The following is a 26,081-nucleotide window of genomic DNA, read 5'->3' on the forward strand; positions in this document are numbered from 1 at the left end:
CTACATTGAGTAGACTAAGCGAGTTTGACGCAGCTAATCGCGTTTTTGGATTTGGTATTATTTTTTGTCTTCGTCTACTTCAGTGAACTCAGCATCAACGACGTCGTCATCAGCTTTGTTGCTACTAGCATCGTCAGCACCTTGTTGGAACTGGCTTGGATCCATACCTTCTGCGCCAGCGCCGCTATCAGCGTAGATTTTTTGGCTGATTGGCAAGAATGCATTGTCTAATGCTTCAAGCTTAGCTTTGATTTCGTCATGGTCATCTTCTTTCGCTGCTGCTTCAAGCTCAGTGATAGCAGATTCTACTGTTGATTTTTCTTCATCAGTGACTTTATCTTCTGCTTCTTTTAGCGCTTTTTGTACAGCATGAATACGACCATCTGCTTCGTTACGAACTTGCGCTAGGTTAGCGAATTTCTCATCTTCAGCAGCATTGGCTTCTGCATCGCGAACCATTTGTTCGACTTCTTCGTCCGACAAACCAGAATCCGCTTTGATTTGGATACTTTGCGCTTTACCAGTACCTTTATCCGTTGCAGAGATGTTCATGATACCATCAGCATTGATGTCGAAAGACACTTCGATTTGCGGTAGGCCACGTGGTGCTGGTGGAATATCCGTCAAGTCAAAACGACCAAGCATTTTGTTTTGATTAGCGATTTTACGCTCACCTTGATATACCTGAATCGTTACAGCTGGCTGGTTGTCTTCAGCCGTTGAGAATACCTGTGATTTCTTAGTAGGAATCATAGTGTTTTTCTCGATAACTGGCGTCATAACACCGCCCATCGTTTCGATACCTAGGGTCAATGGCGTTACATCAAGTAGCAATACGTCAGTTTTGTCACCCGACAATACGGCACCTTGAATCGCTGCACCAGCTGCAACTGCTTCATCAGGGTTCACGTCTTTACGTGGCTCTTGACCGAAGAAGTCTTGTACTTTTTGCTGTACTAGTGGCATACGAGTCTGACCACCAACCAAGATTACATCGTTGATGTCGCCAATTTTTAAGCCAGCATCTTCAAGTGCAGTCTTACAAGGACCCATTGTACGTTGTACCAATTCTTCAGTTAGGCTCTCTAGTTTCGAGCGGCTGATAGTAACAACCAAATGCTTAGGGCCACTGCTATCAGCAGTGATGTATGGCAAGTTTACTTCAGTGCTTTGTGCACTTGATAGTTCAATCTTCGCTTTTTCAGCGGCTTCTTTTAGACGCTGCATCGCAAGAGAGTCACCTTTTAGGTTAACGTCTTGCTCTTTTTTGAATTCAGCAACTAAGAAATCAATCAATGCTGAGTCAAAGTCTTCACCACCTAGGAAAGTATCACCGTTGGTTGCTAGTACTTCGAACTGTTGCTCACCATCTACGTCTGCGATTTCGATAATTGAGATATCAAAAGTACCACCGCCCAAGTCATATACAGCAACAGTGCTATCGCCCTGCTTCTTGTCCATACCATAAGCAAGTGCAGCAGCAGTTGGCTCATTGATGATACGTTTTACATCAAGACCAGCGATTTTACCCGCATCTTTAGTTGCTTGACGCTGTGAGTCATTGAAGTAAGCAGGTACAGTTACAACCGCTTCAGTCACGCTCTCACCAAGATAATCTTCTGCTGTTTTTTTCATTTTTTTCAAGATTTCAGCAGAAACCTGTGGTGGCGCAAGCTTTTTACCGTTGATTTCTACCCATGCATCGCCGTTGTCTGCTTTAGCGATTTTGTAAGGAACCATACCGATATCTTTTTGCACGACTTTGTCATCAAAACGACGACCGATCAAACGCTTGATCGCAAACAAAGTGTTGCTTGGGTTGGTTACTGCTTGACGCTTAGCTGACTGACCAACAAGCGTTTCGTCATCTTTATAAGCGACGATCGATGGTGTTGTACGAGTACCTTCAGCATTTTCGATGACTTTAACTTTGTCACCTTCCATTACTGCTACACACGAGTTAGTAGTACCTAGATCAATACCAATTACTTTACCCATAATCAATTGCTCCTAATTTGTTTTTAACTATAAATACTTATTTATCCAGACCGTAGTCGGTCACTTGTTGCTATATATCGGTTTACCCGTCGTATTTTTCAAGGTAGTAATCACGCAAAAACTGTGTTTCATGTCATTTTTTGTGAAAAACCTTCATATTAGTAGGGTTTAGCCCTAAAAATATTACTGACCAACACGAACCATGGCCGGACGTAATAGACGGCCGTTTAGGCTATAACCTTTTTGTAAGACTGTACCAACTGTGTCTGCCGCTGCTTCTGGGTCAATGCCCACTGCTTCATGGAAGTCAGCGTTAAATTTTTCGCCTTGTGGATCGACCACTTCTACGCCGTTTTTGGTCAATACTGCTACCAATGCTTTGTGCGTTAATTGCACACCCTCAGCGACTGGATCATTGGCATCGGCATTTTCGATAGCGCGCTCTAAGTTGTCAACGATGTCTAACAATTCTTTAGCAAATTTCTGTAGCGCAAACTTTTTGCTCTTATCCGCTTCTTGCTCCATGCGTTTTTGCGCATTGTAAGCTTCAGCATTAGCGCGTGCAGTACCTTCTTTGGCTTGTTTTACTTCGCCTTCTAGCTCAGCAATACGCGCTTTGAAAGTATCAAGGTTGATTTCGTTTTCGATAGTCGTTTCTTCACCTGAATTATTCTGTGGATCAAACTCTTTCATGGTTTCTTCTAAGATACTGTCATTGTGATCAATATTCTCATGTGCCACATTTTGGTCAAGATTTTCGTGGTTCGGGTTTTGCTCGCTCATGATAGCTCCTTGGAATTTCAATAATGAAGATTAAGAGACAGCACAGTAGACCGAATAATTACTGGTCCTACTATGCCATTATTAAATGCTCGATGTTTCTGACTCATTGTTTTTTTAATACGCTTCAATAGCTGCTTGATAAAGGTGATAAGGACAAATTTCAAGCCTAGAGCAAAGGAATTTTTACCATTTATGACAAATATTCATGAAGTGTCATTAATACGATGCGTCAAACATTTTTGTTCCATGTCAATAAATCTCAATATTTACTCACAAAAAGAACAAAAAACCGCTATTTATTCCCATTGCTTTACGCTTATTAATCAAGCTATTACCAAACGATACGCTATTACTCTGCTGTCTATTTTATCATTGCTATAAATATTATCGCCCACACTCAAATGCACGCTAAAAATCATTTATGAGAGCTGTTATGTCTAATTCAAAAAATTTATCTATCAATACTTTGCTTAATAAAGCATTGATGACATTGCACTTAGCGTCAAAAGAAAATCCAGTGTCAAAAGAATCATCAAATCAAGATGCGAAAGCGTATGACTCATTAGAAAAACGTTTGAGCGTTAAAGAGAAAATACTCGCTTATAACCCTGTGGCAAACTATCAGCCGCATACATTGCATTACGCAATGAAAAGTCTCGGCTACTTACCAGACCCTATTTTGGAAGGCGCGATTGGTTATCTTAAAGGCCCTAATTCAAAACAGTATCTGCATGCAAACGCTCATCTACGTCTCATCCTTGCAGTAAATAGTTACCTCAAAACGCCGTTAGAACTAACCCCAATGCCGGAATTGCGTGAGAGATTTACTGCTGATGCGGTAGCCATGCAATCACCTAGAATATGGCAGCAAGCCAATACGACTATGCTAGGCAATATAAAGCCCTTCACTAAAAAAGGTGACTCAGCTGTTAGTTGGAAAGATGAAACGATTGCCAATGCGGATGATGGCGACATGACTGTTCGTTGCTATAAAGCAGGCGGCAAAAAATCTGGTTTTAGAAGGAAACGTATCCATAACCCTGATGAAACAGTCATGCTGTTTTTTCATGGTGGCGGGTTCTGCATTGGTGATGTCGATACACATCATGAGTTCTGTCATGCGGTCTGTGAGCAGACTGGCTGGTCTGTGGTTAGTGTCGATTATCGCTTAGCGCCTGAATGCCCTGCTCCAGCAGCCTTAAAAGACTGTATCACTGCATATGCTTGGTTGGTTGAGCATTGTCACACGTTGGGCGCATTACCTTCTCGTATCGTCTTGGCTGGTGATAGCGCAGGTGGTGGTCTATCAACTTTAATTGCGCAGCAGCTGACCGCGCCGAGTAAAAGCGCATGGGCAGACCTAGGCATAGATGGTCAGAAAATATTTAGTCTATTAGAAAAACTACCCGAACCTCTAGCGCAGATGCCTTTGTATCCAGTCACTGATATTGAAACGGATTACCCTAGTTGGGAGCTATACGGCGAAGGTCTACTATTAGATCATGCTGATGTAGCAGTATTTGATGCTGCTTGTTTGGAAAATAGCCCACTGCCTCGCTTGCATATACTGAATTCACCTATGCTGGGCGATAACAGTAAAGTTTGCCCAACTTACATTGTGGCTTCTGAGCTCGACGTATTACGTGATGAGGCATTTGCTTATGCAAAGCAGCTGAAAGGTTACGGCGTTGCTGTAGAGACCTATACTGTGCTTGGTGCACCGCATGGCTTTATTCATTTTATGAGTGTTCATCAAGGTCTTGGACAAGAAACAAACAATATCATTCATGGGTTTAATAGCTTTGTACGTGAAATCATCAGTACACAGTCACGCTTAGCTGCATAGACCGTTAATTAGTTAGTTATCGGTTTGTATAACTAATTAATTTGTATTGCCAGATAGCGTAATCAACCAAATCTCTGAGCGCGATCCCAATCGAAAGGGAATGCCCCAAAAGCCATAACCAGAGGATACGACAAAGTGTCCTTTACCAATCTGCTCATAGCCATAGCCTAATCTATTAATAGCATTTACGATGAAATTAGCGGGAAATACTTGACCATTGTGAGTATGTCCCGAGACTTGTAAATCAATAGGTAATTGACTGTGATTATCTATATCACTCGGTCTATGATCTAACAATATCACTGGCTGCGACGTATCTACTTGCGCAAGCAGCTCGGTAGTCGCTATACGTTGACGTTTATGATTATCAAAACGTCCAACTAACCATACTGGTTGTCCCTCATGCTCGATACAGAGCACCTTATCGTTCAACAGTTGTGTACCTGCATTTTGCAGCGCTTCGCTAATAGGTCGCTCGTGACCATATAAATCATGATTGCCCAATGTCGCATAGACACCACCTGGCAGACTATTGCACAATTCTGCTAGGTTTTGCTCCATATGATATTCATTAAAGGCCTCTGTATTATCATCCATAATATCCCCTGGCATTAGTAGCATATCTGCACCAGAGCGAATCATAAGTTGCTGCAATCTATCTATGGCTTTTACACCAAATAATCGCCCTATATGCAAGTCACTAGCGACTGCAATGCGTAGCGGCTTGGTTAAAGGTTTATCTATCTTAATAGACAACTTGCGTATAACAGGAGCATAGGCACTATATAATGAATAAATAAATAGTCCTATAAATAGGAATAGCGCTAGTACTCTTAGACCTATAGCCATCTCATTCGATTGGTGCAACGTACTGCCTGATAAAGCATTTACTAGTAGATACCCTCCGTAGAGTAGACTCACTGCCAACGCTGTCAGTATCATAAAATGCATGATTAGCATCCACCCACTAATCCAACGATAACTGTTAGCAAATGCTCTTTTTACGCTCAATACTAATAGGCCATTAGTAATAATGAATACACTGGCCCATATCATGGTCTGTAATGTTGGCGTTATCCAAGGCTGGAGCCACCACTGTATGCTCAATACTGTACCTAAGCTAAACAACTGTAATAGCAAAAAGATGGTGAAGAAAAATGCGTAACGCATGGACTGCCCTTAGACATAAATACGGATCGGTAAGCGATTATCAGAAGATAGTTTGTAATGTTTCACATGAAACAACTGCTATATAACTATTTCCGATTTTCTAATGCTTGCTGGAGTGTCGAGTGTTTGAACGAATAACCTGCATCCAATAGCGCCTGTGGCAGTACCTTTTGACCATCGATAAGTAAGGTCGACATTTCGCCAAACATCAGCTTAAGCAAAAACTCTGGTAAAGTAAAAAACGTTGGGCGATGTAGCCATGAACCAAGTGCTTTGGTAAAAGTATGATTGGTCACAGGATTCGGAGCAGTAAGGTTATATACGACTGCATTTCTATTATTTGCGGTACCGCTTGCAGATTTGATAGTGCTGTCACTAATAGGTGTATTGTCTTGGGCTAAGCTTTCAATGTGATTAACGTCTGGTTCTTTAGTAAGTTTAAGCTGCTGCTCAATAATAAAGATGACCGCACTAACCCAATCTTCACGGCTGATCCAGCTCATGATTTGTTGTCCATTACCCAACTGACCACCGACACCAAATTTAAAGGGTAGTAATAATTTAGCCACCATACCACCTTCAGGATGGATGACTACACCTGTTCTGACGATAGCTACAGGAACATCGTGATCGGTTGCTTTAAGTGCTAATTGCTCCCATTCATCACATAATGTATGAGCAAAGTCTGTCTCATAATCGCTGTTTTCAGTCAGTGGCTTATCGCCTTGTGTACCATACCAGCCAATCGCTGATCCGCTCATCAGTAACTTGGGTTTTATACTAGCACGTGCGATAAAATCCAATATTGACTGAGTAGGTTTGATACGGCTCGCCATCAACTGTTCTTTTCGCTCATCGCTCCAACGAGAGTCAGCAATCCCAGCACCTGCTAAATTTAATATGACATCAAAGCTCATATCAGAATTCGCAAGTTCATCATAAGTCATCATATTGATATCATCGGGATGTGGTTGACCGCTATTACGAGTTAGCCAAGTAATCGCCACGTCTTTATTTTGCGCGCGAGACCGTGCTAGTAGCTCTCGACTGAATGCACTTCCCAAAAACCCTGAACCGCCACTGATCAAAACATTCATACCCTACTCCCTATATGCCTCAAATATCACCACTATGACTTATCTTTGAGTTACTCATCGTTGAATTACTTATCGTTCAATAAAAACCAGACCGTTATAACCATCGTCTGCTTTTTTGTGGTTTTTATCAAAACGACTTTTACATGTTTTTGGTAAAGGAAGGTAGAAAAATAGGCAAGCTAGCAAATAATTAATCTATAAACGCTCACGTAGATAAGGCACAGCGAAACCTATCACTTTGCATTGCAAGCAATCGCATCTGAGAAATTTAAGAGTTCGTATAGAGATCGCTATCGAATGACGAAACCTGTCGTTGCGTCCCGAATCTGGCTAGGCAAGGTATAACCTAAAGTATCGCCCTGCAAATAACCAATTTGCTCATCAAAATAAGCATAGGCGGCTTCAAAAGTGCTAGCAGGCGTTTGCCCTGATGGGTTGCAGCTTGTAGAAACTAATAGACCAAATGGATTCTGCTCACTGACCATCTGCTGGCAAAGCTGGCGAACTGTAGGATGCGAGATAACTCGGACTGCAATAGTCTGATGCTGACCTGTGATCCAAGTGGGTACAGTGCTCGCAAGCGGCTGAGGAATCGGTAATAACCAAGTATGTGCTTGGCGATTGTCCTGTTCATCTCCGCTATCATCTGTCTGCCAACTATCAATAATATGCTGGCACTGAACATCATTTAAAGAGGCTAGTAAGGGGGCTAAGCGAGACACACTATCAGTAACGACTATCATGCCTTTGGCTTGTGGACGTTGTTTGATATCCAAAATACGCTGAACAGCTGCTTGGTCATAAGGGTCGCAACCAATACCCCAAACGCTTTCTGTAGGGTACGCGAGCAGTTGCCCTTCTTTTAGCCATTTAGCAGCTTGGGTAGCAGAATTAGTAATAAGAGGTGTAAGTTGGCTCATGACTTAAATGGTTCGTAGAAGTAAATTCTAATAATACCACAAGAGAGATATTGTCTAGGAGAGTCTATAACTAAGGGCTGTCTATGCCAGTGTCTAATAAGGAATATTTACAATACTTTAAACGCGCAAATATCGTCCACCTTGTTCGCTGATAAGACCCATTAGTTCAAGCTCCATTAGCTGACCAATCAACTGCGGCGGTGCAAGCTTGGTTGCACTAATAAGCGCATCTAAATCTTGCCCATGCCAGTCAAGCTGCTCATAGATTGCAGCTAAATGCTCAGGCACAAAGACTGTGCTGCGCGCAGGTTTTATCTCAAAGGATGATTGCTGGCTAGTAGATTTGATTGAGTTTTTCTCTATCTCAAACTCGTCAGAAGTCTGAGTAATATTCGAGAGATTGCTATTAGAATTGGTAGCGTTCGCTGTTCTATAAGTGCCTTTATCATAGTCAAGCTGACCATTGACGTCTTCTAGTACTTGCTGAGGATGATAAACCAAGGTTGCGCCTTCACGTATCAAATGATGACAGCCCTCTGCATTGCTATTGTCAATATGACTGGGAATAGCAAAGACCTGTTTACCTTGTTCAGACGTGAGACGTGCTGTGATAAGCGAGCCGCTTTTAATTGTCGCTTCTGTTACAATGGTTGCGAGACTCAGCCCAGCTACCAGACGATTACGACGCGGAAAAGTATGTTTATGAGGCTGCGTATGCGGTAGTAGCTCACTGATAATGCAGCCACCTTGCTCAATAATTTGAGTAAATAACTGATCTCGATGATTGGGATAGTTTACATCGATCCCCGTACCCATTACACCAACCGTCCGTCCCTGATAGTCAGGGTCTGCCTGTGCTAGTGCACCTAAATGTGCGCGTTTATCTACACCCATAGCTAAGCCGCTAGTAACAATATAGCCTGCCTGCGCTAGGTATTGCGCCATATCAAACGTGATTTTTTGCGCATGCGCGGTGGGTTTGCGGCTACCTACTATAGCTATTTGTGCTTGATGTAGGCGCGCGCTATTCCCACGATAAAATAATAATGGCGGCGGGTCGTAGATTTGTGAGAGTTGGGCAGGATAATCGGCGTCATCAGCGAACAGCAAACCATAACGCCCATCTATCAATGCTTGCTGAATCTTATCGATATTGGCGAGTGTTTGCTCTGGCTGTTCATGACGTTTGAGATGAGTATGATGAATACCGAGCTGCTTCCATGCCTCTACTTTAGCTTGCCAAGCAAGCTGCGGATAACTGAAAGAAGTGATCAATTTGTGATAAGCAGATAACGATGCATTCACCTCGTACCACAGCGCTAGGATAGCGCGCTGATCGTCGGATAAAGAAGAGGTGACTGCCGTCATTGTCATCTGTCTCGTATAGGCAAGCTTAGATTAGTATTTAGTTTAATATATTGCTTAATAAAACCTTATAGTTATTTATAAATAAGGAGGTGGTAATAACTGATCGCCAATATTAAGTGGCAGCTCAGAATCAAGTACATAAGCATAGCTGATGTGGTCAAAGGTATTAAAAACCATTACCATACCGCTAGGCTCGTTTGGTAGACGTACCGGTGTGTCATTATCTTTAGTATCACGTACCAAAGGCCCTTTTTGATAAACCGTCAGCACATCACCTGGCTTAGCACCTTGTAAGCTGCCTAAATTGATGGCGACCACACTACCCTTCGCAGCCGAGCTGATAGAGTCCATCACACGTACGATCATACCGCCGCGACTGACACTTGCAGGCGTTGGATAAAAGACAGGAGGAATAGCGTTGTCTAACTCTACAAACACCCGATCCCCTTCACGCACTTCTTTGCCATAACTATCAATAAGCTGCAAGCTAGTCACACCATTACTTTCTGTAGAAGTAACGAGACCAGTCGCCACCTGCGTAACTTCTAAGCCGATCACTTCTTGCGTTTTGGGGTCTACATATAGCTCACCCTCACGGTAGACACCGTAACGCTGGCCTACGATAAGCGGTACGCCTTTAGCATAGACTTTATCACCGCGCGCAGTAATTAAGTTACGGTTTTTAGAAGCTAAAATATAAGGCGTGGTATTAAAGTCTTGAGGATTAACGATAAGCGTTTTATCAAGCCAATGCTGAATAGCCGACCACGGAATAGGAGGAATGCTATTGGCCGTCGAGGTAATCGCGACCGTGCTCGTACTTACATTTCCAGTAAGCTGCTTTTCAACGCCAGCACAGCCTTCACCAGTATCAACGCCAATCAGCGTTTTACCTTGAATCACACAAAGGATAAGAACGTCATTAGGGTAAATAAGGTTTGGATTTTTGATTTGCTTATTGGTTGCCCAAATTTCTTTCCAGCGCCATGGGCTATCTAGATAGCGACCTGAGATGTCCCATAAAGTATCGCCTTTTTTGACGATATAACGATTGGGCGCATCAGCTTTGATAGTTGGCGGCGGATTGTTAGCTTGAGCCGTGCTCATCAACATGGCACTACTAAACGTCGTAATTAACAGTGCTTTTGCTATCTTTTTTAAGCTCATCTTCATCGTTATATCCACAATATATACCACTGTGTTCGACACAAAGAGCTGTACTTAACTTATCACTGCAAAAAACCTCTAAAATTAATAAAAGTTTAATTATGTCAGCAACTTATCAGTAAAATTCTCATGGCGATTATAGGGTAACTGTTCAGTGTAATTGGCTAGAATAATTCCTAAAAAAGCGCCTAGCACGATGATGACTTGCTGACGCTGTTTCTAATATTACAATTATATCTACCATAACACAATCATAAACACTTTATTACAATGGTGTAACTTTCACGCGGATACTTTTCTTTGTTGATGATAAGCATAAAGACCGTAATTACTTAAGTAAGATTCGGCGTGACATGTTGGCGGATTTGTTCAGCGACCAGTTCGGCCTTATTATCCAGTACCACTACATGCTGTGGTAAATCTTCTAACCCTTCAGTGTGTGCTGGACGAGCAATGTCTATCTGACCAATGGCCTCAACGATAGTATCTGCAAACTTAACAGGTAGTGCCGTCTCTGCACAAACAATGATTTCGCCATCCAGCTGTAGCTCTTTAGCAACTTTAATTCCGTCTGCGGTATGTGGGTCAACCAATTCACCATGCTGCTCATAAAGCGCTTTGATAGTCTGCAAGCGGTCGCTATGAGTAGATTTACCAGCAGCAAAGCCATAGCGATTATTAACTGCTTCCATTAGCTCAGATAAATCGAAACCTTGACCAGATTTCACCCCTTCAAATAACTCATGAACGCGTACGCTGTCTTTTTCTAATAGCAAATAAACAAAACGCTCAAAGTTAGATGCTTTTGAAATATCCATCGACGGACTAGAGGTTACGTAGGTTTTTTCAGTCGGACGTGGTTGATAAGCACCTTGGTTAAAGAAGTCATTTAAAACGTCGTTTTCATTGGTTGCGACAATCAGACGGTCAATTGGCAGTCCCATTTCGCGAGCGATGTGACCGGCACAAATATTACCGAAGTTACCTGATGGTACGCTAAAGCTGACTTTTTCATCGTTGCTCGTCGTGACCGCAAAGTAAGCTTTAAAATAGTAAACAATCTGCGCTAGGATACGACCCCAGTTGATAGAGTTTACCGTACCTAAATTATAAGCCGCTTTAAACTCTGCATCTTGCTGTAGCGCTTTAACGATGTCTTGGCAATCATCAAACATCCCATCGATAGCAATGTTATGAATATTATCATCGGTCAAACTATACATCTGCGCACGCTGGAATTCACTCATTTTGCCATGTGGAGATAGCATAAAGACTTCGATGTTTTCTTTGCCACGCAATGCATACTCTGCTGCACTACCCGTGTCACCACTGGTCGCACCAATGATCGTAATACGTGCGTCTTTTTTCTTAAGCACATATTCAAAGGCATTACCCAAAAACTGCATAGCAACATCTTTAAATGCCAATGTCGGACCGTTTGATAGTCCTAGAATATATAAGTTATCTTCAAGTTTGCGGACAGGAACAATCTCGTCAGAGCCAAACACCTCAGTGGTATAAGTGCGTTCAATGAGGTCTTGCAAATCAGCCACAGGAATATCTGTCGCAAAACGCTGCATAATCGCCATCGCAAGCTGTGGATAGCTGAGCGTACGCCACTCATCAAGCGTTGCACTATCGATATTCGGATAATGCTCAGGCAACATCAAACCACCATCTGGGGCAAGACCCATCAAAAGCACATCACTAAAATCCATCGGCGCTGTCTGACCACGGGTACTGATATATTTCATTAGATTGTCCTGTCTACAATAATGTTGTTCAATATTTAAAAACGGTTTATTCAGCAGTTTTTTGTAGCAATGCATAATAAAAACCATCGCCACTCGCGCTATCAATCGGCAAGCACTGACGACCGATTGCTTGTTCGATGCCCCAGTTGCAATCGTCGGTAAACTCAATCACTACCGCATCATTATGATGAGTGATAAAGTCCTGCATTTGCTCGACGTTTTCTTGCTTTAAGATGGAACATGTCACGTACAGCAAATAACCACCAGCTTTGAGTTGTGGCCATAAGTTATGCAAGATATCTGCTTGCAACAGTGCCGTTTGCTCGATGTCTTCTTCAGTACGTAAGATACTGATATCTGGATGACGGCGAATCACGCCAGTCGCGGTACAAGGAGAATCTAATAATATCGCATCAAACACGGGCTCATTTGTCGCCGCTTTCTTATTTTTGCCATGCTGCCATCTGGTTGCATCTGCACAGACGATATTAAGTGCGACGCTTTTCTCTGCTTGCTGCAAGTCATGCTGACTCAGATTTAGGCGCTGTAAGTTCTCGCGAATACGCTCGATACGCGGTGCTTCATTATCGATAGCCGTTACCTTGATATCAGTAATCGCAGGTGACGTTTCAGATGATATCTCATTATTGCCTTGTTTCACGTGAAACAACGATGACTCGTCACTAGCGCTCATGAGCTCTAACCAATGAGCAAGCTTGCCACCAGGTGCCGCACATGCATCTAGAATATGTATCTCATTATTCGTATTTTCCGTATCAGATTTTTCAGCACTAAGCTTAGCCATTAATGCTTTATTGATAATCGGTGCAGCTAACTGAGCATGCATATCTTGAACGCTAGCTGTTCCTAAAGCAAAATCAGGCAAAGCGTTAACGGCAGTGCTTTGATGTAGTCTAAGACCTTTGGTTGATAGCGTAGCAGTGGCAGACTCTGATGAGTTCGCTACCTTAAAGCCAGTCGTTAGCTCAACGATATCTGCATCAATTTCTGCGCCATCCAATGCATGCTGATAATCCTCTACCGAAGTAACCGCCGAATTCACTCGTAAAAACATCGGGGCTGGTTGGCGCAAGCCTTGTGTCAGCTCATCATATTGTTCGCTCCAATCTTGTTTAAGCTGATAAGCGAGCCAATTCGGTAGACTATGCTTTTTATCGCATTTCTTACGGAATTTGCTTGGATTCTTGGCGACTTTACGCAAAATAGCATTTACTAAACCAGTCGAGTGAGCGAATTCAATCTCTTTGGCTGCTTCAACGGTTTCATGAATCGCAGCATGGTCAGCCACTTCTAAATATAGCAACTGTACTAAGCCGACTTGAATAGTGGTACGTACTTCAACTTCGTCGATAGGGTTGTCTGCTAAGCTGTCGAGCAAACGTGCCAGCGCATGCCACTGGCGCAATGTCGTGAGCAGTAAGGCATGGGCGAAACCTTTATCGCCATCGTGCAAACTATTCAATAATGGATCAAGGACGCTTGAGAGCGACTGACCATTTTGAATAGCCAGTAAGGTGCGAATCACACGCACGCGTACGCTGCCATTCATAATAAGATTGCTTGATGGTTTGAGCTTATTGTTTCTAGGCGCAGTACTGTTTTGTCTCATTAAATTTCATTTCCTTGACGTATGATCGATAGCGTCTTGTGCAAGTAGGTTAAATATAAGTAACGTTATTTTGTTTCTGACGTAAATTGATCGCCGTCATTTAACTGGTTACCGTGGCAAACTTGTTCGGCAGTCATTGGCTTACCACCCGCAAACTGCAAGTGAGTAATGGCTAAAGTGGTGGCTGATGATTCAGCGTCACTCTCTTTACCACAAGCGACTAAAATCGCTTTTCGTCCAACACTGATAACCGTTCCAGCAGGCTCATTGGTTTGCTGCGATGTATTTACAGGTAAGCTAGCCAGTACTTTAACGCGCTGCCCTGCTAGGAAAGTATAAGCACCTGGCCATGGCGTCAGCCCACGGATTTGGCGTTCAATAGCGGCAGCAGGCTGCGACCAATCAACTTCGCCTTCGGTTTTGACCAGCTTTTCAGCGTAGTTGGCTTGACTATCATCTTGAGCGATAGCTTGAGCTTGATAAGTGGGCAAATCCTTTAGCACCGTACTAATAGCTGTCGCACCAAGTGCAGCCATCTTATCATGTAGGCTAGCAGCGGTATCATCAGAGGCAATACTTTCGCTGACTTTATAAAGCATGTCACCTGTATCAAGACCTTTGTCCATCTGCATAATGGTAATGCCGGTCTCATCATCTCCGGCTAAAAGTGCACGATGGATAGGTGCAGCACCGCGCCATCGTGGCAACAGTGAAGCGTGAATATTCAAGCAACCGTGAGTAGGCGTCTCTAATACACCGATAGGTAGAATCAATCCGTAAGCGGCGACAATCATCACATCTGGTTGATAGGTGTGCAGAGTCTGCCTAGCAGCTAGCCCTTCTGCACTAGACTTTTTAAAAGTGACTGGCTGCTCTACAGCGATATCATTTGCCAATGCAACTTCTTTTACCGCGGATGCTGACAACTTTTGACCACGACCTGCTTTACGATCAGGCTGCGTGTAAACAGCGACTATCTCTATATTCAGCGCTTCTTGCTGCTTAATTAATGACTTAAGGCTAATAGCAGCAAATTCAGGCGTACCCGCAAATACTACCCTTAATCGGTTAGTAGTTGGGTTATCATAGTCAGTAAGCGAGTTAGATGTATCAAAGGTAGGAGCAATTGTAGTCATAATCATGCATTATATAAGGTTTATTTGTTCATTATAGGTGAGTTTACGGCGCAGTGCCATGATTGTAATGACCTCACTTCATGATAACCAATGACATTATTTGTCTTTATAATACCAAGAACATCGAACGTTCTATTTATAGTTTTTACAAAACAATTTGGTGTTAATAACCACTCTTTATAAACAGTAAGCCGTTATTCTGCTATAAATAGAAGGTAACACTAAAAATTTTAGGCAATTCAACTGCCGTATAATTCACCTACTATATGTAGAAACTTCGTTTTTATTTCACTATATTCTTTCGTGTCGAGATAGGGCCACGCTTTCATGCAACAGTTTCAGTCCTTACAGCGCTTATTGATTTTTTATGCCTTGTCTCTCACGGTTATGTTACTGCTGTACTATGTCACAATGTTTGATGGGATGAAAAAACATAGTGAGCAACACAGCATAGATACTTTTTATGCCCTACAGCACAGTATCATTGAGCATGCAGTGCCTGTAGATAGTGAAATAAAAAAAATCTTAGAACAGCCTACTTTTGAGCATCTTAGTTATCAGCTGATTTTAATGACGCCTTCTGGGCAGACCTATATTCATCATAATACTCGTCCCAATGAATCTGCTGTTTCTACTGTTGCTTTCCCTACCATCGGCACTACCACTTTTAGCAGTAATGATCATAGCGCTTATACCGTCAATAGCAGTGAACTAACAGGAATCATTAATCTAAAAAGCGGACATCAGATTTATATCGTATTACGCCATGAGCCTTTTGTTGTCGACTGGATATCTTACCGTTACTGGCTTCCTTTGATGGTCGCGATCGTACTGTTCTTCATGGCATTGCTCTATATGCTCAATCGTCGTACTAACTGGGAGCAATTACTGGTTTATACCGATAATTTGAGTAGCCGCGCCAAAGAATCTTATACGCCGCCACCGTTTTTACAAAAGAAATCTACTACCGAGTTCATGTTATTAGGTCATGCGCTAAGTCGCGTCAGCTACCAGCTACATAATGACTATCGGCGTATCAAAACATTGACTCATCGTTTAGAACGCTTGGTTGATCAAGCACCCTTACCGATGTTGATGAGTATACGACATGGTCAAATTAGTTTCTATAATCAGCGTTTTGAGCAAGTGTTTACTCCTCCTACACAGAGAGAGCAAAGCTATGAGCTAACTGATTTTGTTGAAGGGAAAGATGAGGCCACTCAAATACTGTTAAAAACTATTTCAAGTTTGCGCGTTACTCGCACACTGATAGTTTATGGCTTGGAGAATAAACAAGCCTACCAACTACACGTAACACCATGGTTCGGTGAACATGGGCAAGTTCATGGTTTTACTGTGATTTTCAATAATGTCGATGAGATTTTCCATCAGTCTGAACAACTACAGCTGCACAACCAACAACTGCAATTACAAATTGATGAATCAAACGAAGCCCAAGCATTTATAGGTCGTAAGTTAAGGTTACCACTAGAGAAGATAGTTGATTCGTTGGAACCCATCGACCCTTCAACATTGACGGCTCAAGGCAAAAAAACTCTAAATACATTGATTACAACCAGTCAAAGCATGTTGACTGTGCTCAATGAGACGCTAGCAACAGAGGAAGTTGAAGTCAGAAAAACACGTCTGAGTATCGAAACGGTTGATATTTATAAGGTAAGCAAAGAGGTTAGCAATTTAGTCACACAAGAAATAAGACAACAAGGGTTAGAATTGATTTATTTCTTTGCACCGGACTGTCCTCGTTACATCGAAACTGATTACATTCGACTGCACCATATCCTATTAAACTTGTTAAAAAACGCTATTAGTTTTACAACATCAGGCTATGTCGCGCTCACTGTTGATCGTGTATCTGAAGATAAGGTAACGCGAATAAGTAATCAGCATTTAACTCCTAACAATAACACGACAATGCCTGCGCAGACATCTTATTGGATTCGGTTTAGCGTAAAAGACACTGGAGTAACTATTATTCCTGAGAGAAAAAATCAATTAGTCAATATCTTGAATCAAAGCAATCATAACTTAGTTGAGGACAGTAATATTGGCTTGAGTGATGCCAATAGCTTTGCTCAGTTACTCGGCGGTTTTATCGAACTAAGTAATACGGTGGATAAGGAAACGATATTTAGCCTCTACCTTCCTTATGCTCATATCACTTATCAATCGGTATATCATCGTTGTTCGCAGCTACCCCATATCCACCTTATCGCTATCATCAATCAGCCTCTAGTTGCTGAACATTTACAACGTTTGTGCGAGTACTTAACGATATCCGTGACTATCTACAGCACTTTAGAAAGAGCCACTGTACAGCAGCTAAAAAATAAATTAAAGCAAGATGAGCAAACCGTCATTCCTGTCTTGTTATTAGATTATGAGTACAGCCAATCCATCACCTTACCAGCTCATGCGAGCAACAAGTATAGCGAGCAACAAGAAGTGTTAAACGACCTAGTCGCTACGCCTTCACTACCGAAGATATTACTTAGCATGAAACTTGAAAGGCATATCCCTTCTACTTTACTAGGCCAATATGATGGATTTTTGACCAAACCCTTGGACGCAAGTTTACTACTTTCTGAACTGCTACGTTTAACCTTGTTTGCAAGGAAAACACTAAACATACTGGTCAAACATCAATATGACAGCAGTCTATCTTTTGTAGAAGATACACCTAAGAAAGAAATCTTGTCTCCACTTATCTTAGTAGTAGAAGACAGTCCTACTAACCAAAAGATAGCCTGTAAGATGTTAAGTAAGCTTGGTTATCGCAGTATCGTTGCAGAAGATGGACAGCAAGCACTTGAGAAACTTAAAAGCCAACGTGAAGAGATTTCTTTGATTTTGATGGACTGCCGAATGCCCGTTATGGATGGCTTACAAGCCACACAAGTGATTCGTTCACAAGGTGATAAAATACCGATTGTGGCGCTAACTGCAAATAATACAGAAGAAGATCGCGAGGCTTGTATGCAAGTCGGTATGGACGAGTTTTTATCTAAACCCATTAGCAAAAAAGACTTAGAATCCGTTCTGCAGAGTTTTATACAATAAATCTCTAGTGCAAATAAAAAACACCCTATCGATATCACTCAGTCTAAGTAATATCGATAGGGTCAAAAACTTGGTACGAGGATAATATTTCGGTAAGCTTAATTGTTATTTCATAAACCCATTATCGGCCAGAAATGCTTCTGTGATTTGGCTTTGCGGGCTTGACGCGTTCATACCGCCAGATTGAGATTTATTTAATAGACGCTCTAGATAACGGGCAACGATATCTACTTCAATATTAACTTTATTACCTACTAACCAATGCTTAGCGATATTTGTCACTTGAGCAGTATGCGGAATGATATTTAGAGAAACGATGTTGTCACGTACTAAGTTAGTCGTTAGGCTAATACCATCTACTGTAATAGAGCCCTTGGTCGCTGTATAGTGCGCTAGATCTTGCGGTATCTCAATCTCTATATAAATAGAACGAGCATCTTGTTGTAATTTGCTAACGACCCCTACTCCATCCACATGACCAGCGACAATATGACCACCAAAACGAGTCGTCGGTAGCATGGCCTTTTCTAGATTGACGGTATGTCCTGCTTTTAACCCTTCCAATGCTGTTCTAGCAATAGTTTCACGTGAGACATCAACAGAGTAACAGTTACTTCCGAGCTCCACCACAGTTAAACAAATACCATTTGATGCAATAGAATCGCCTAGCTTCACGTCACTGAAATCTAAGTCATCAGACTCTACTGTCAAACGTATATCACCGCCTGTCGCCTGCATAGATTTAACTTTTCCAACGCTTTCTATAATTCCAGTAAACATATTACCCTCATCTCATTACAGTATTGCCTTCATAGGCGAATATTTTAGTTTATCAAATCATCTATCAATTCTTTATCACAATTTGTTCAAATATCTGACAGTGAAACATCGTTAGACTTGACCTTTAATAGGATAGATTGTGGATAAGTAAGGATAAATCAATAGAAGTATAGCTAGAAGTTGCTATAAATACATAGTTATCCACAACAAATGAAAATTTCACATGAAACCTATTTATTTATGAATAAACTGTTAAGGTATTGATTTATATAAATATTTATTAAAATAATCGAGATATAAATATCTTTTTTGTTTCATGTGAAACAAAGTTATACACAGTTTCATGTGAAACACGTAAATTAATAATTGATTTATCCATATTCTAAGCTTTTTTTTATAATTTGTGGAAAACCTACTCATACGAAGAGTATTTATTTATAAAGGTAATAAGGTTAATTTAAGATCTGGGCCAAGCTGCTGATGACTTTCTATATCAAACCGTAACTGCTGAGCAAGGGACATAGGATTAAAATCAACCATTGGACGAGCGTCATCACCAAGTAAGCAAGGTGCTTGATAAACGATTAACTCATCTACCAACTGTTGACTCAAAAAGCTACCTGCAACGCTAGCACCTGCTTCCACCAACACATCATAGCACTGGTGCTCACTAACCAGTTTCGCCAACAACGCCGACAAATCGTCTTCATGCCAATAGATAGTATCTGGATGCCGGCATAGCTGATACTCAGACTGTAGGCTGTGCTTTAAACGCTGACGCCTATCAAGTATGACTATTTTAGGATTAGGTATTTTCTCAGGTGGCACGTCCAATTGTTCTGAGCGCACATTGAGCTGCGGGTTATCAGTTATTACAGTTTCACTACCTGTAATAATCGCACCACTTTGTGCTCGTAGTTTTTGTACATCTTCGCGAGCAGCGATCGAGGTAATCCACTTAGATTCGCCAGATGCCATCGCTGTACGGCCGTCTAAACTGGTCGCTATTTTCAATCGTACATAAGGCATTTGAGTACGCATGGCTTTTAGAAAACCACGGTTTAGTACTTCTGCCTGCTCTGTCAGAACACCGACTGTCACTTCTATGCCAGCTTGCTCTAATAGTTTCACACCACGACCTGCGACCTGCGGATTTGGATCTAGACCTGCAATCACAACGCGCTTTACCTTAGCAGCAACCAGTGCCAATGCACATGGTGGTGTACGTCCCGTATGACTACAGGGCTCTAATGTAACGTAAGCAGTTGCATCTGCTGCCTGTGTACCAGCCTCTTTCAGTGCAAATACTTCTGCATGTGGCTCACCAGCTTTAGGGTGAAATCCTTGACCAACAATCTGCTCTGCCTGAACAATAACGCAGCCCACTGCAGGATTGGGTCTAGTAGTATATAAACCGCGCTTCGCTTGTTCGATAGCGAGCATCATAAAGTAGCGGTCTTGTGCATCTTGAGCATGGCTTTGAATAGACATAAGGCTAGGCTTAATAAATGATTGAGGGTTCTATATAAGAAAGTAAGGTTTGAAAGCTGATTGGTAATTCTGATAAGTAATTAGGATTCACTTATCAGCTAGGGTTTACTTAAAAGCTTGCTTCACTTACTTTTCATTTGGACGAATATTGGCAATCTCTTGATGAAATGCATCGATATCTTGAAAGTCGCGATACACGCTAGCAAAGCGTACATAGGCGACATCATCCAAAGTTTTGAGTTCACTCATGATGATTTCACCCAAGACTTTACTACTGATTTCTCGCTCACCCATCTGCCTAACACGCTTTTCAATACGACTAATCATCGCCTCTTGCTCATCGATAGTGATGGGACGCTTTTGTAAAGGTAGTAAAATAGAACGGCGCAGCTTTTCATTATCGTAAGGTTCAATCTTGTTGCTTGATTTGATAATCCTTGGCATGACAACTTCTACCATCTCAAAAGTCGTAAAACGTTCTTGGCAGCTGTTACACGAACGGCGTCGACGCACTTGTGCACCTTCCGCAGCAAGACGTGAGTCAATAACCTTGGTCTCTGACGCATTACAGTACGGACAGTGCATAGCATTTCCTTATTTTACGATTGAGAATAAGAGCAGTGTTTCTAAGTTAGCTAGGTTTATTGGATAATAACAAAGACTACTTACCAGTTATTTACCAATACAAAAGCTACCAAATATCTTACCCAATAAGTCATCGGCGCTGAACTCACCTGTGATTTCACCCAAGCTCTGTTGGGCCTGACGTAAACTATCAGCAACCAATTCACCCGCTTCGAATACGGTTAATTGTTCATGAGCTTCTGCCAAGAAATTAGCAGTTCGTCTAAGCGCATCGAGATGTCTGGTACGAGCAATTAAGCTATTCTCTGGTGGATGAAAGCCTACTTTCTCACATAGTGCTTCAACCAAATTATCAATACCAATACCTGTTTCACATGAAACATTAACTTGCTGATAACCTCTATTCTTGATTTCAGCTTGAGTCTTAGCAGCACTTTCTTCTCTATTATTATCGCTCAATAAGTCGCTCTTATTAGCAATGATTAGTAAGCGTTTAGCTTCTGGCAGTTCACCAAATAATTGTTCAGCAAGCTGTAACGGGGTGCTCTCTTCTTCAACATCACGAGTCACATCATAGACCATCAGTAGCATATCAGCCTGCGTGATGGCTGTACGGGCACGTTCGATTCCGATACGTTCCACAGTGTCTTCTGTCTCACGTAGGCCTGCTGTGTCAGTCAGATGTAGCGTCAAACCATTGAGCACGACTGTCTCTTGCAGCGTATCACGCGTAGTACCGGCGACATCAGTCACGATAGCACGCTCTTGCCCTGCAAGACGGTTAAGCAAGCTAGATTTACCTGCGTTTGGCCTACCTGCTAGCACGACATGGATACCATCGCGCAAAAGCTGACCTTGCTTTGCCGTTGCTAAGACTTGTTGTATCTTATCTTGCGTTTGCTCAAGTTTGCCTTGTATAACGCCATCAGACAAAAAGTCCACGTCTTCTTCATCAGGGAAATCAATCGCAGCTTCGACATGTAAACGAAGGTGAATGAGTTGTTCTAGTAGCTGGTTAATTTTTTGTGAAAACTCACCACTTAAAGAACGAATCGCACTACTGGCGGCGGCAGCACTGGTGGCATCAATCGCATCAGCGATCGCTTCGGCCTGCACCAAGTCCAATTTATCATTATCAAAGGCACGATAAGAGAACTCTCCTGCACTTGCTTGCTTGGCACCTAGCTCAAAAACTCGCGCGAGCAATTGGTTTTGCAAAATAACACCACCATGCCCTTGCAGCTCAATCACATCTTCACCTGTGAATGAGTGCGGACCTTTGAAGAATAATACCAATCCCTCATCGATGACAGTGCCATCAGCTTGATAAAAACGACAGAAGCTAGCCATCCGCGGCGTAAAAGCAGACTTACCTGTTAGAACGCATGCCATGTCGTAGGCACGACTGCCTGATAGACGTATGACACCCACACCCCCTCGCCCGAGCGGCGTTGCAATCGCAGCAATTGTGGTCAATCCAGATGTATTAGACTTTTCAGAAGAATTAGGTACGGCTAATGCTGTCTCTAAGGAATCCACAATGACTCTCAATATTTAAAAGCTCCATTATAGACGTCTGGACTCATACTGACAAAGCAAACTTTGAAATGTAGCCGCATCAGATATATTTTCGTTTTAATATTTATAAGCTGTGGATAATGTTGATAAGCTGTGGATAACATTTACCACTTGTCCACCACGTATAAAAAAACCACCGCTTGCGCGATGGTTTTTTGTATTTCTGAAAAAGAACTAGTTAATCGACCACTTTTAACGTACGACGCTTTTGCTCTTCATCAACTTTCTTATTGACAATATATTGCTGAGTCATACTAAACAAGTTATTGACTGTCCAATATAAAACCAAACCTGCTGGGAAGAACAGCATGAATGCAGTAAAGATAATCGGCAAGAACTTCATTACTTTTGCTTGCATCGGATCTGCTGGCTGCGGGTTCAACTGCTGCTGCACAAACATCGACGCACCCATTAGCAACGGCAAGATAAACCATGGGTCCATCGCTGACAGATCTTGAATCCACAAAATCCATGGTGCATGACGCAGCTCAACACTCTCTACCAATACCCAATATAAAGCTAAGAAAATCGGCATCTGCATCAAGATTGGTAGACAACCTGCCATCGGATTGACTTTTTCTTCTTTGTATATCGCCATCATCTCTTGCGACATTTTCATACGATCATCGCCATGCTCTTCTTTAAGCACTTTGAGTCTTGGCGCAATGGCACGCATTTTAGCCATCGAGTAGTAGCTCTTATTAGAGAACCACATCAAGGCAATTTTTACTAAGATAGTCAGTAAAATAATTGACCAACCCCAGTTACCAACAACCTTATGCACACCTTCCAAGATAGCAAACAAGACCTTTGATATTGGCCACAGCAGACCATAATCAACTGTTTTGTTAAGGCCTACCGCAACGTCTTTCAGCTCAGACTGAACTTTTGGACCTGCATACAGTGTTGCATTTAAAGTAACTTGTTTGTTTGGTGCTACGTTCACTGGTTGGCTATTAAAGCCGATAAAATAGTCATTACCTGTTTCACGTGTAAAGAATTTACCAGTGAAGTTTTCAGGCGTCCAAGCAGATACAAAATAATGCTGTACGATACCAACCCAGCCTTTATCGCTAGTGGTCGTCAACTCACCATCACTAAAGTCACCAAATTTCAGCTTATTATAAGGATCATCTGGTGTACCCCAAGCACCGCCTAGATAAGTCGCCATGCTCAGCGCGCCTTTATCAGACATACCAGGATCTTTACTATCATCACGCTTTAACTGTGCAAACATCTGACCTTGCCAAGCATTGGTAGACGCGTTTTGGATCTGATAGCTAATATCGATTGGATATTTATTTTCAGTAAAAGTGAAAGTCTTGGTAATCGTCACGCCGTCTTTCTTATAAGTAAGCGGCACTGACAACGTTTGCTGTCCATCTTCCATCACATAGTTGTTAGCAGTATGGTTATAAGTCGCTCTACCTTCTGCTGTATCGATACCGTTCTGACCAATAAGTCCAGATTGAGCCACATATACACGGTTACTGTTGTTTTCTAACAATACGAAAGGCTTATCGCTATCGAGCGTTGCGTCATACTGCTTGAGCGCAGCATAAACAATATCACCACCTTCTGGATTGATTTTTATATCATAGCGATCAGTTGTTACCGTGATTAGACCAGCGTTTTTCGCAGGAGTCGCTGTCACAGCACTATTATCCACAGGTAATGTCTGTACCGGGATATCACCTGCTGCACCAGTAGTAGAAGGAATGTCAGCACCTACCGAACTCGTAGTTTCTGGCACCGCATCTACAGCTGGAGCATCGGCATAATCATCTCGCCATGCCAAAATCAGCAGATAAGCGGTAATTAGCATCGCAATGATGATCATCACCCGAAATATCTTTTGCATAAACCTTTCCTAGATTAAAAAATTAGGGAATGAAAAATTAGGGCATGTGTCATGACTGACCTACACAGCTGTCCTGTCACATTGCAACTGCATCAGTAGTCATTTACATAAAATGTGCATCATTTTACTAAAAATCTGTCTCAAATGATACCAAGAGTGTGGATAACTTGTGGGTAACTCAAAGGAGTAGCTATCTGAGACTAAAGAGGTCGATTTTATGTTGATTTCATCAAATAATTGAGCTGTGAAACATAGCTAGTAATGTCTCGATAGACACCCAAACCCTGAAGGTTGATATTTAGTACATCACTAAAAGATATATATTGATAACTATAAGAAGCTAAGGGTAAGGGTACAAAGTCTATACCGTGCCCACCTAAAGGGTGACACCTACTAAGACGTTTTAACAACAACCACCCACCCTTACGGGCACCATGCCATGTTAAAGCTTGTTTGCCATAATTTGAGCATGTCGGATAATAGCGACAACGAGCAGGTATTACAGGACTAACTATTTTTTGATAAAAAACAATTAAATTAAAAAATACTTTATAAACAACCTTATAAACAACTTTATTTATAAATTTTATTTTAAATAAAAAATTCATTTTATTTTTTTTCTATTTTTTTAAAGATATTAATTATTTGATTTTTTAATTCTTTATTATCTATATCTTTAATAGATTTTTTGACAATAAAAACAATATCTTTATTTTCTATTTTAAAAGCTTTGGTGCGGAACTCTTCACGCACATATCTTTTGATTAGATTACGAGCGACAGCAGTAGGTACTTTACGCTTGGTAATAGCCATACCGACTCGCGGCTGTGCATGCTCGTTGGCACGTACAAAAGCCATTAAATGACTCTGATGAATCTTGCGCTCAGGTGCGTCAAATACCTCACGGAAGGCTACAGGGGTAAGCAGGCGTTGCTGTTTAGTGAAACTAGCTGCAGGTGTATCTGATAGAGTATTGGACATAGTACAACCTAGTAGAATAACGATAGAATAAATAATAACAAATTATAAAGACAAAAAAAGCGCCTATGTGGGCGCTTTTAATATATGGCTAAGTGTCAGTTGTGATGATTGACTATCGCAATCTACTGATTATACAGTAAGGCGATGACGTCCTTTAGCGCGGCGACGAGCTAAGACCTGACGGCCTTTTTTAGTTGCCATACGAGCACGGAAACCGTGAGTACGTTTACGCTTGATCACGCTTGGTTGGAATGTACGTTTCATAACTCACCTATCAAAATAATGGACTAAATTCGTAATAACGGAGGATTATACCATTCAGTATAGTTTTGGTCAATAAACTAATTTGCTTTGTCCCTAAATAGGAAGTACCTCATACGAATCTAGTAAAGATATTTCCTTAGAAACATATTTCTAGTTAACCAAATTTTATAGTTATATATTCTATAATTTACAAAGTTATCCACAGGTTGGTTCAAACACTATAATAATAATTAATTAATATAAATATAGTATTGTTATTATTGGGACCATGATTATCTGTGGTTAAGTCTATTTTTCTTTTTATTATCAATTTACTAGGCTATGGGTAAGCCTGTGGATAAACTGTGGGTTAAATATGGATAACTAACTTATGAAAGTTATACACAAAACTATCCACAGTCTTATCCACAAAAAACAAGGTTTTATCCACAGGGTATCTGTGTTAAATTAGGCGCTACTTGATATACACCTTTGTATAGGATATCAGTACGAACTCTTTGGTTAGTTGTTACGTGTAATATCGAGGCTTAGGTAGCAATTTATATTGCTAAAAAATAACTATTATTTCAGATTACAAGGTCAGTACTTTTC

General features: G+C 41.5%; 20 protein-coding genes. 2 read left to right on the forward strand and 18 right to left on the reverse strand.

All coding sequences use genetic code 11. From position 1 onward, the window contains the following. Nucleotides 1-57: 57 nt before the first annotated feature. Both dnaK and grpE read right to left on the reverse strand, forming a co-directional pair. Nucleotides 58-1,998, reverse strand: coding sequence for a molecular chaperone DnaK (dnaK, locus tag IEE84_RS12950; protein ID WP_191114432.1), 1,941 nt, complete (start codon nucleotides 1,996-1,998; stop codon nucleotides 58-60). A 183-nt stretch (nucleotides 1,999-2,181) separates the two neighbouring features. Continuing rightward, nucleotides 2,182-2,781 carry a nucleotide exchange factor GrpE gene (grpE, locus tag IEE84_RS12955; RefSeq protein WP_057762215.1) on the reverse strand — a complete coding sequence of 200 codons (600 nt, stop codon included), beginning with the start codon at nucleotides 2,779-2,781 and terminating at the stop codon, nucleotides 2,182-2,184. 433 nt (nucleotides 2,782-3,214) lie between these two features. Here grpE and IEE84_RS12960 point away from each other — a divergent pair, with 433 nt between their 5' ends. Next, nucleotides 3,215-4,627 carry an alpha/beta hydrolase gene (locus tag IEE84_RS12960; protein WP_191114433.1) on the forward strand — a complete coding sequence of 471 codons (1,413 nt, stop codon included), beginning with the start codon at nucleotides 3,215-3,217 and terminating at the stop codon, nucleotides 4,625-4,627. Between the two features lie 36 nt (nucleotides 4,628-4,663). Here IEE84_RS12960 and IEE84_RS12965 read toward each other — a convergent pair whose 3' ends face one another. From IEE84_RS12965 to fmt, 8 genes are all read right to left on the reverse strand, one after another. After that, nucleotides 4,664-5,797, reverse strand: coding sequence for a metallophosphoesterase (locus IEE84_RS12965; protein WP_191114434.1), 1,134 nt, complete (start codon nucleotides 5,795-5,797; stop codon nucleotides 4,664-4,666). An 86-nt stretch (nucleotides 5,798-5,883) separates the two neighbouring features. After that, nucleotides 5,884-6,894: a TIGR01777 family oxidoreductase gene (locus tag IEE84_RS12970; protein WP_191114435.1), complete on the reverse strand. Its 1,011-nt coding sequence runs from the start codon at nucleotides 6,892-6,894 to the stop codon at nucleotides 5,884-5,886. Nucleotides 6,895-7,184: 290 nt separating this feature from the next. After that, nucleotides 7,185-7,814: an L-threonylcarbamoyladenylate synthase gene (locus IEE84_RS12975; RefSeq protein ID WP_191114436.1), complete on the reverse strand. Its 630-nt coding sequence runs from the start codon at nucleotides 7,812-7,814 to the stop codon at nucleotides 7,185-7,187. A gap of 117 nt (nucleotides 7,815-7,931) precedes the next feature. Next, the gene (dprA, locus tag IEE84_RS12980; protein WP_191115488.1) at nucleotides 7,932-9,182 is read right to left on the reverse strand and encodes a DNA-processing protein DprA; all 1,251 of its coding nucleotides are present in this window, start codon (nucleotides 9,180-9,182) and stop codon (nucleotides 7,932-7,934) included. A 75-nt stretch (nucleotides 9,183-9,257) separates the two neighbouring features. Then, nucleotides 9,258-10,355, reverse strand: a complete 1,098-nt coding sequence (locus IEE84_RS12985; protein WP_416383470.1) for a LysM peptidoglycan-binding domain-containing protein — start codon at nucleotides 10,353-10,355, stop codon at nucleotides 9,258-9,260. A gap of 326 nt (nucleotides 10,356-10,681) precedes the next feature. Continuing rightward, nucleotides 10,682-12,103, reverse strand: a complete 1,422-nt coding sequence (gene thrC, locus IEE84_RS12990) for a threonine synthase (RefSeq protein ID WP_191114438.1) — start codon at nucleotides 12,101-12,103, stop codon at nucleotides 10,682-10,684. Between the two features lie 46 nt (nucleotides 12,104-12,149). Then, nucleotides 12,150-13,733, reverse strand: coding sequence for a transcription antitermination factor NusB (locus IEE84_RS12995; protein WP_191114439.1), 1,584 nt, complete (start codon nucleotides 13,731-13,733; stop codon nucleotides 12,150-12,152). A 65-nt stretch (nucleotides 13,734-13,798) separates the two neighbouring features. Further along, nucleotides 13,799-14,869: a methionyl-tRNA formyltransferase gene (fmt, locus tag IEE84_RS13000; protein WP_191114440.1), complete on the reverse strand. Its 1,071-nt coding sequence runs from the start codon at nucleotides 14,867-14,869 to the stop codon at nucleotides 13,799-13,801. Between the two features lie 327 nt (nucleotides 14,870-15,196). On the opposite strand from fmt, the gene IEE84_RS13005 reads away from it, so the two are divergent. Then, the gene (locus IEE84_RS13005) at nucleotides 15,197-17,950 is read left to right on the forward strand and encodes a response regulator (protein WP_191114441.1); all 2,754 of its coding nucleotides are present in this window, start codon (nucleotides 15,197-15,199) and stop codon (nucleotides 17,948-17,950) included. Nucleotides 17,951-18,055: 105 nt separating this feature from the next. On the opposite strand, the gene IEE84_RS13010 is transcribed toward IEE84_RS13005, so the two are convergent. The 8 genes from IEE84_RS13010 to rpmH all read right to left on the reverse strand — a co-directional run bounded on the left by IEE84_RS13010 (nucleotide 18,056) and on the right by rpmH (nucleotide 25,490). Then, a complete protein-coding gene (locus tag IEE84_RS13010; protein WP_191114442.1) occupies nucleotides 18,056-18,730 on the reverse strand; it encodes a riboflavin synthase in 675 nt (224 codons plus the stop codon). A gap of 435 nt (nucleotides 18,731-19,165) precedes the next feature. Continuing rightward, a complete protein-coding gene (gene ribD / locus IEE84_RS13015; protein ID WP_191114443.1) occupies nucleotides 19,166-20,221 on the reverse strand; it encodes a bifunctional diaminohydroxyphosphoribosylaminopyrimidine deaminase/5-amino-6-(5-phosphoribosylamino)uracil reductase RibD in 1,056 nt (351 codons plus the stop codon). 126 nt (nucleotides 20,222-20,347) lie between these two features. After that, nucleotides 20,348-20,806: a transcriptional regulator NrdR gene (gene nrdR, locus IEE84_RS13020; RefSeq protein WP_057762240.1), complete on the reverse strand. Its 459-nt coding sequence runs from the start codon at nucleotides 20,804-20,806 to the stop codon at nucleotides 20,348-20,350. Nucleotides 20,807-20,893: 87 nt separating this feature from the next. Next, nucleotides 20,894-22,282 (reverse strand): tRNA uridine-5-carboxymethylaminomethyl(34) synthesis GTPase MnmE, encoded by a 1,389-nt coding sequence (gene mnmE / locus IEE84_RS13025; protein WP_191115489.1) that lies wholly within the window; start codon nucleotides 22,280-22,282, stop codon nucleotides 20,894-20,896. A 280-nt stretch (nucleotides 22,283-22,562) separates the two neighbouring features. Continuing rightward, the gene (gene yidC, locus IEE84_RS13030; RefSeq protein WP_191114444.1) at nucleotides 22,563-24,245 is read right to left on the reverse strand and encodes a membrane protein insertase YidC; all 1,683 of its coding nucleotides are present in this window, start codon (nucleotides 24,243-24,245) and stop codon (nucleotides 22,563-22,565) included. 215 nt (nucleotides 24,246-24,460) lie between these two features. Further along, complete coding sequence (yidD, locus tag IEE84_RS13035) at nucleotides 24,461-24,853, reverse strand: membrane protein insertion efficiency factor YidD (RefSeq protein ID WP_191114445.1); 393 nt, start codon at nucleotides 24,851-24,853, stop codon at nucleotides 24,461-24,463. A 1-nt stretch (nucleotide 24,854) separates the two neighbouring features. Next, entirely contained in the window at nucleotides 24,855-25,226 is a 372-nt protein-coding gene (rnpA, locus tag IEE84_RS13040) for a ribonuclease P protein component (RefSeq protein ID WP_191114446.1), read from the reverse strand. 129 nt (nucleotides 25,227-25,355) lie between these two features. Beyond that, the gene (rpmH, locus tag IEE84_RS13045; protein WP_007394757.1) at nucleotides 25,356-25,490 is read right to left on the reverse strand and encodes a 50S ribosomal protein L34; all 135 of its coding nucleotides are present in this window, start codon (nucleotides 25,488-25,490) and stop codon (nucleotides 25,356-25,358) included. Nucleotides 25,491-26,081: the final 591 nt, after the last annotated feature.

The organism is Psychrobacter sp. 28M-43, assembly GCF_014770435.1.
In the GTDB taxonomy this organism is placed as follows: Bacteria; Pseudomonadota; Gammaproteobacteria; order Pseudomonadales; family Moraxellaceae; genus Psychrobacter.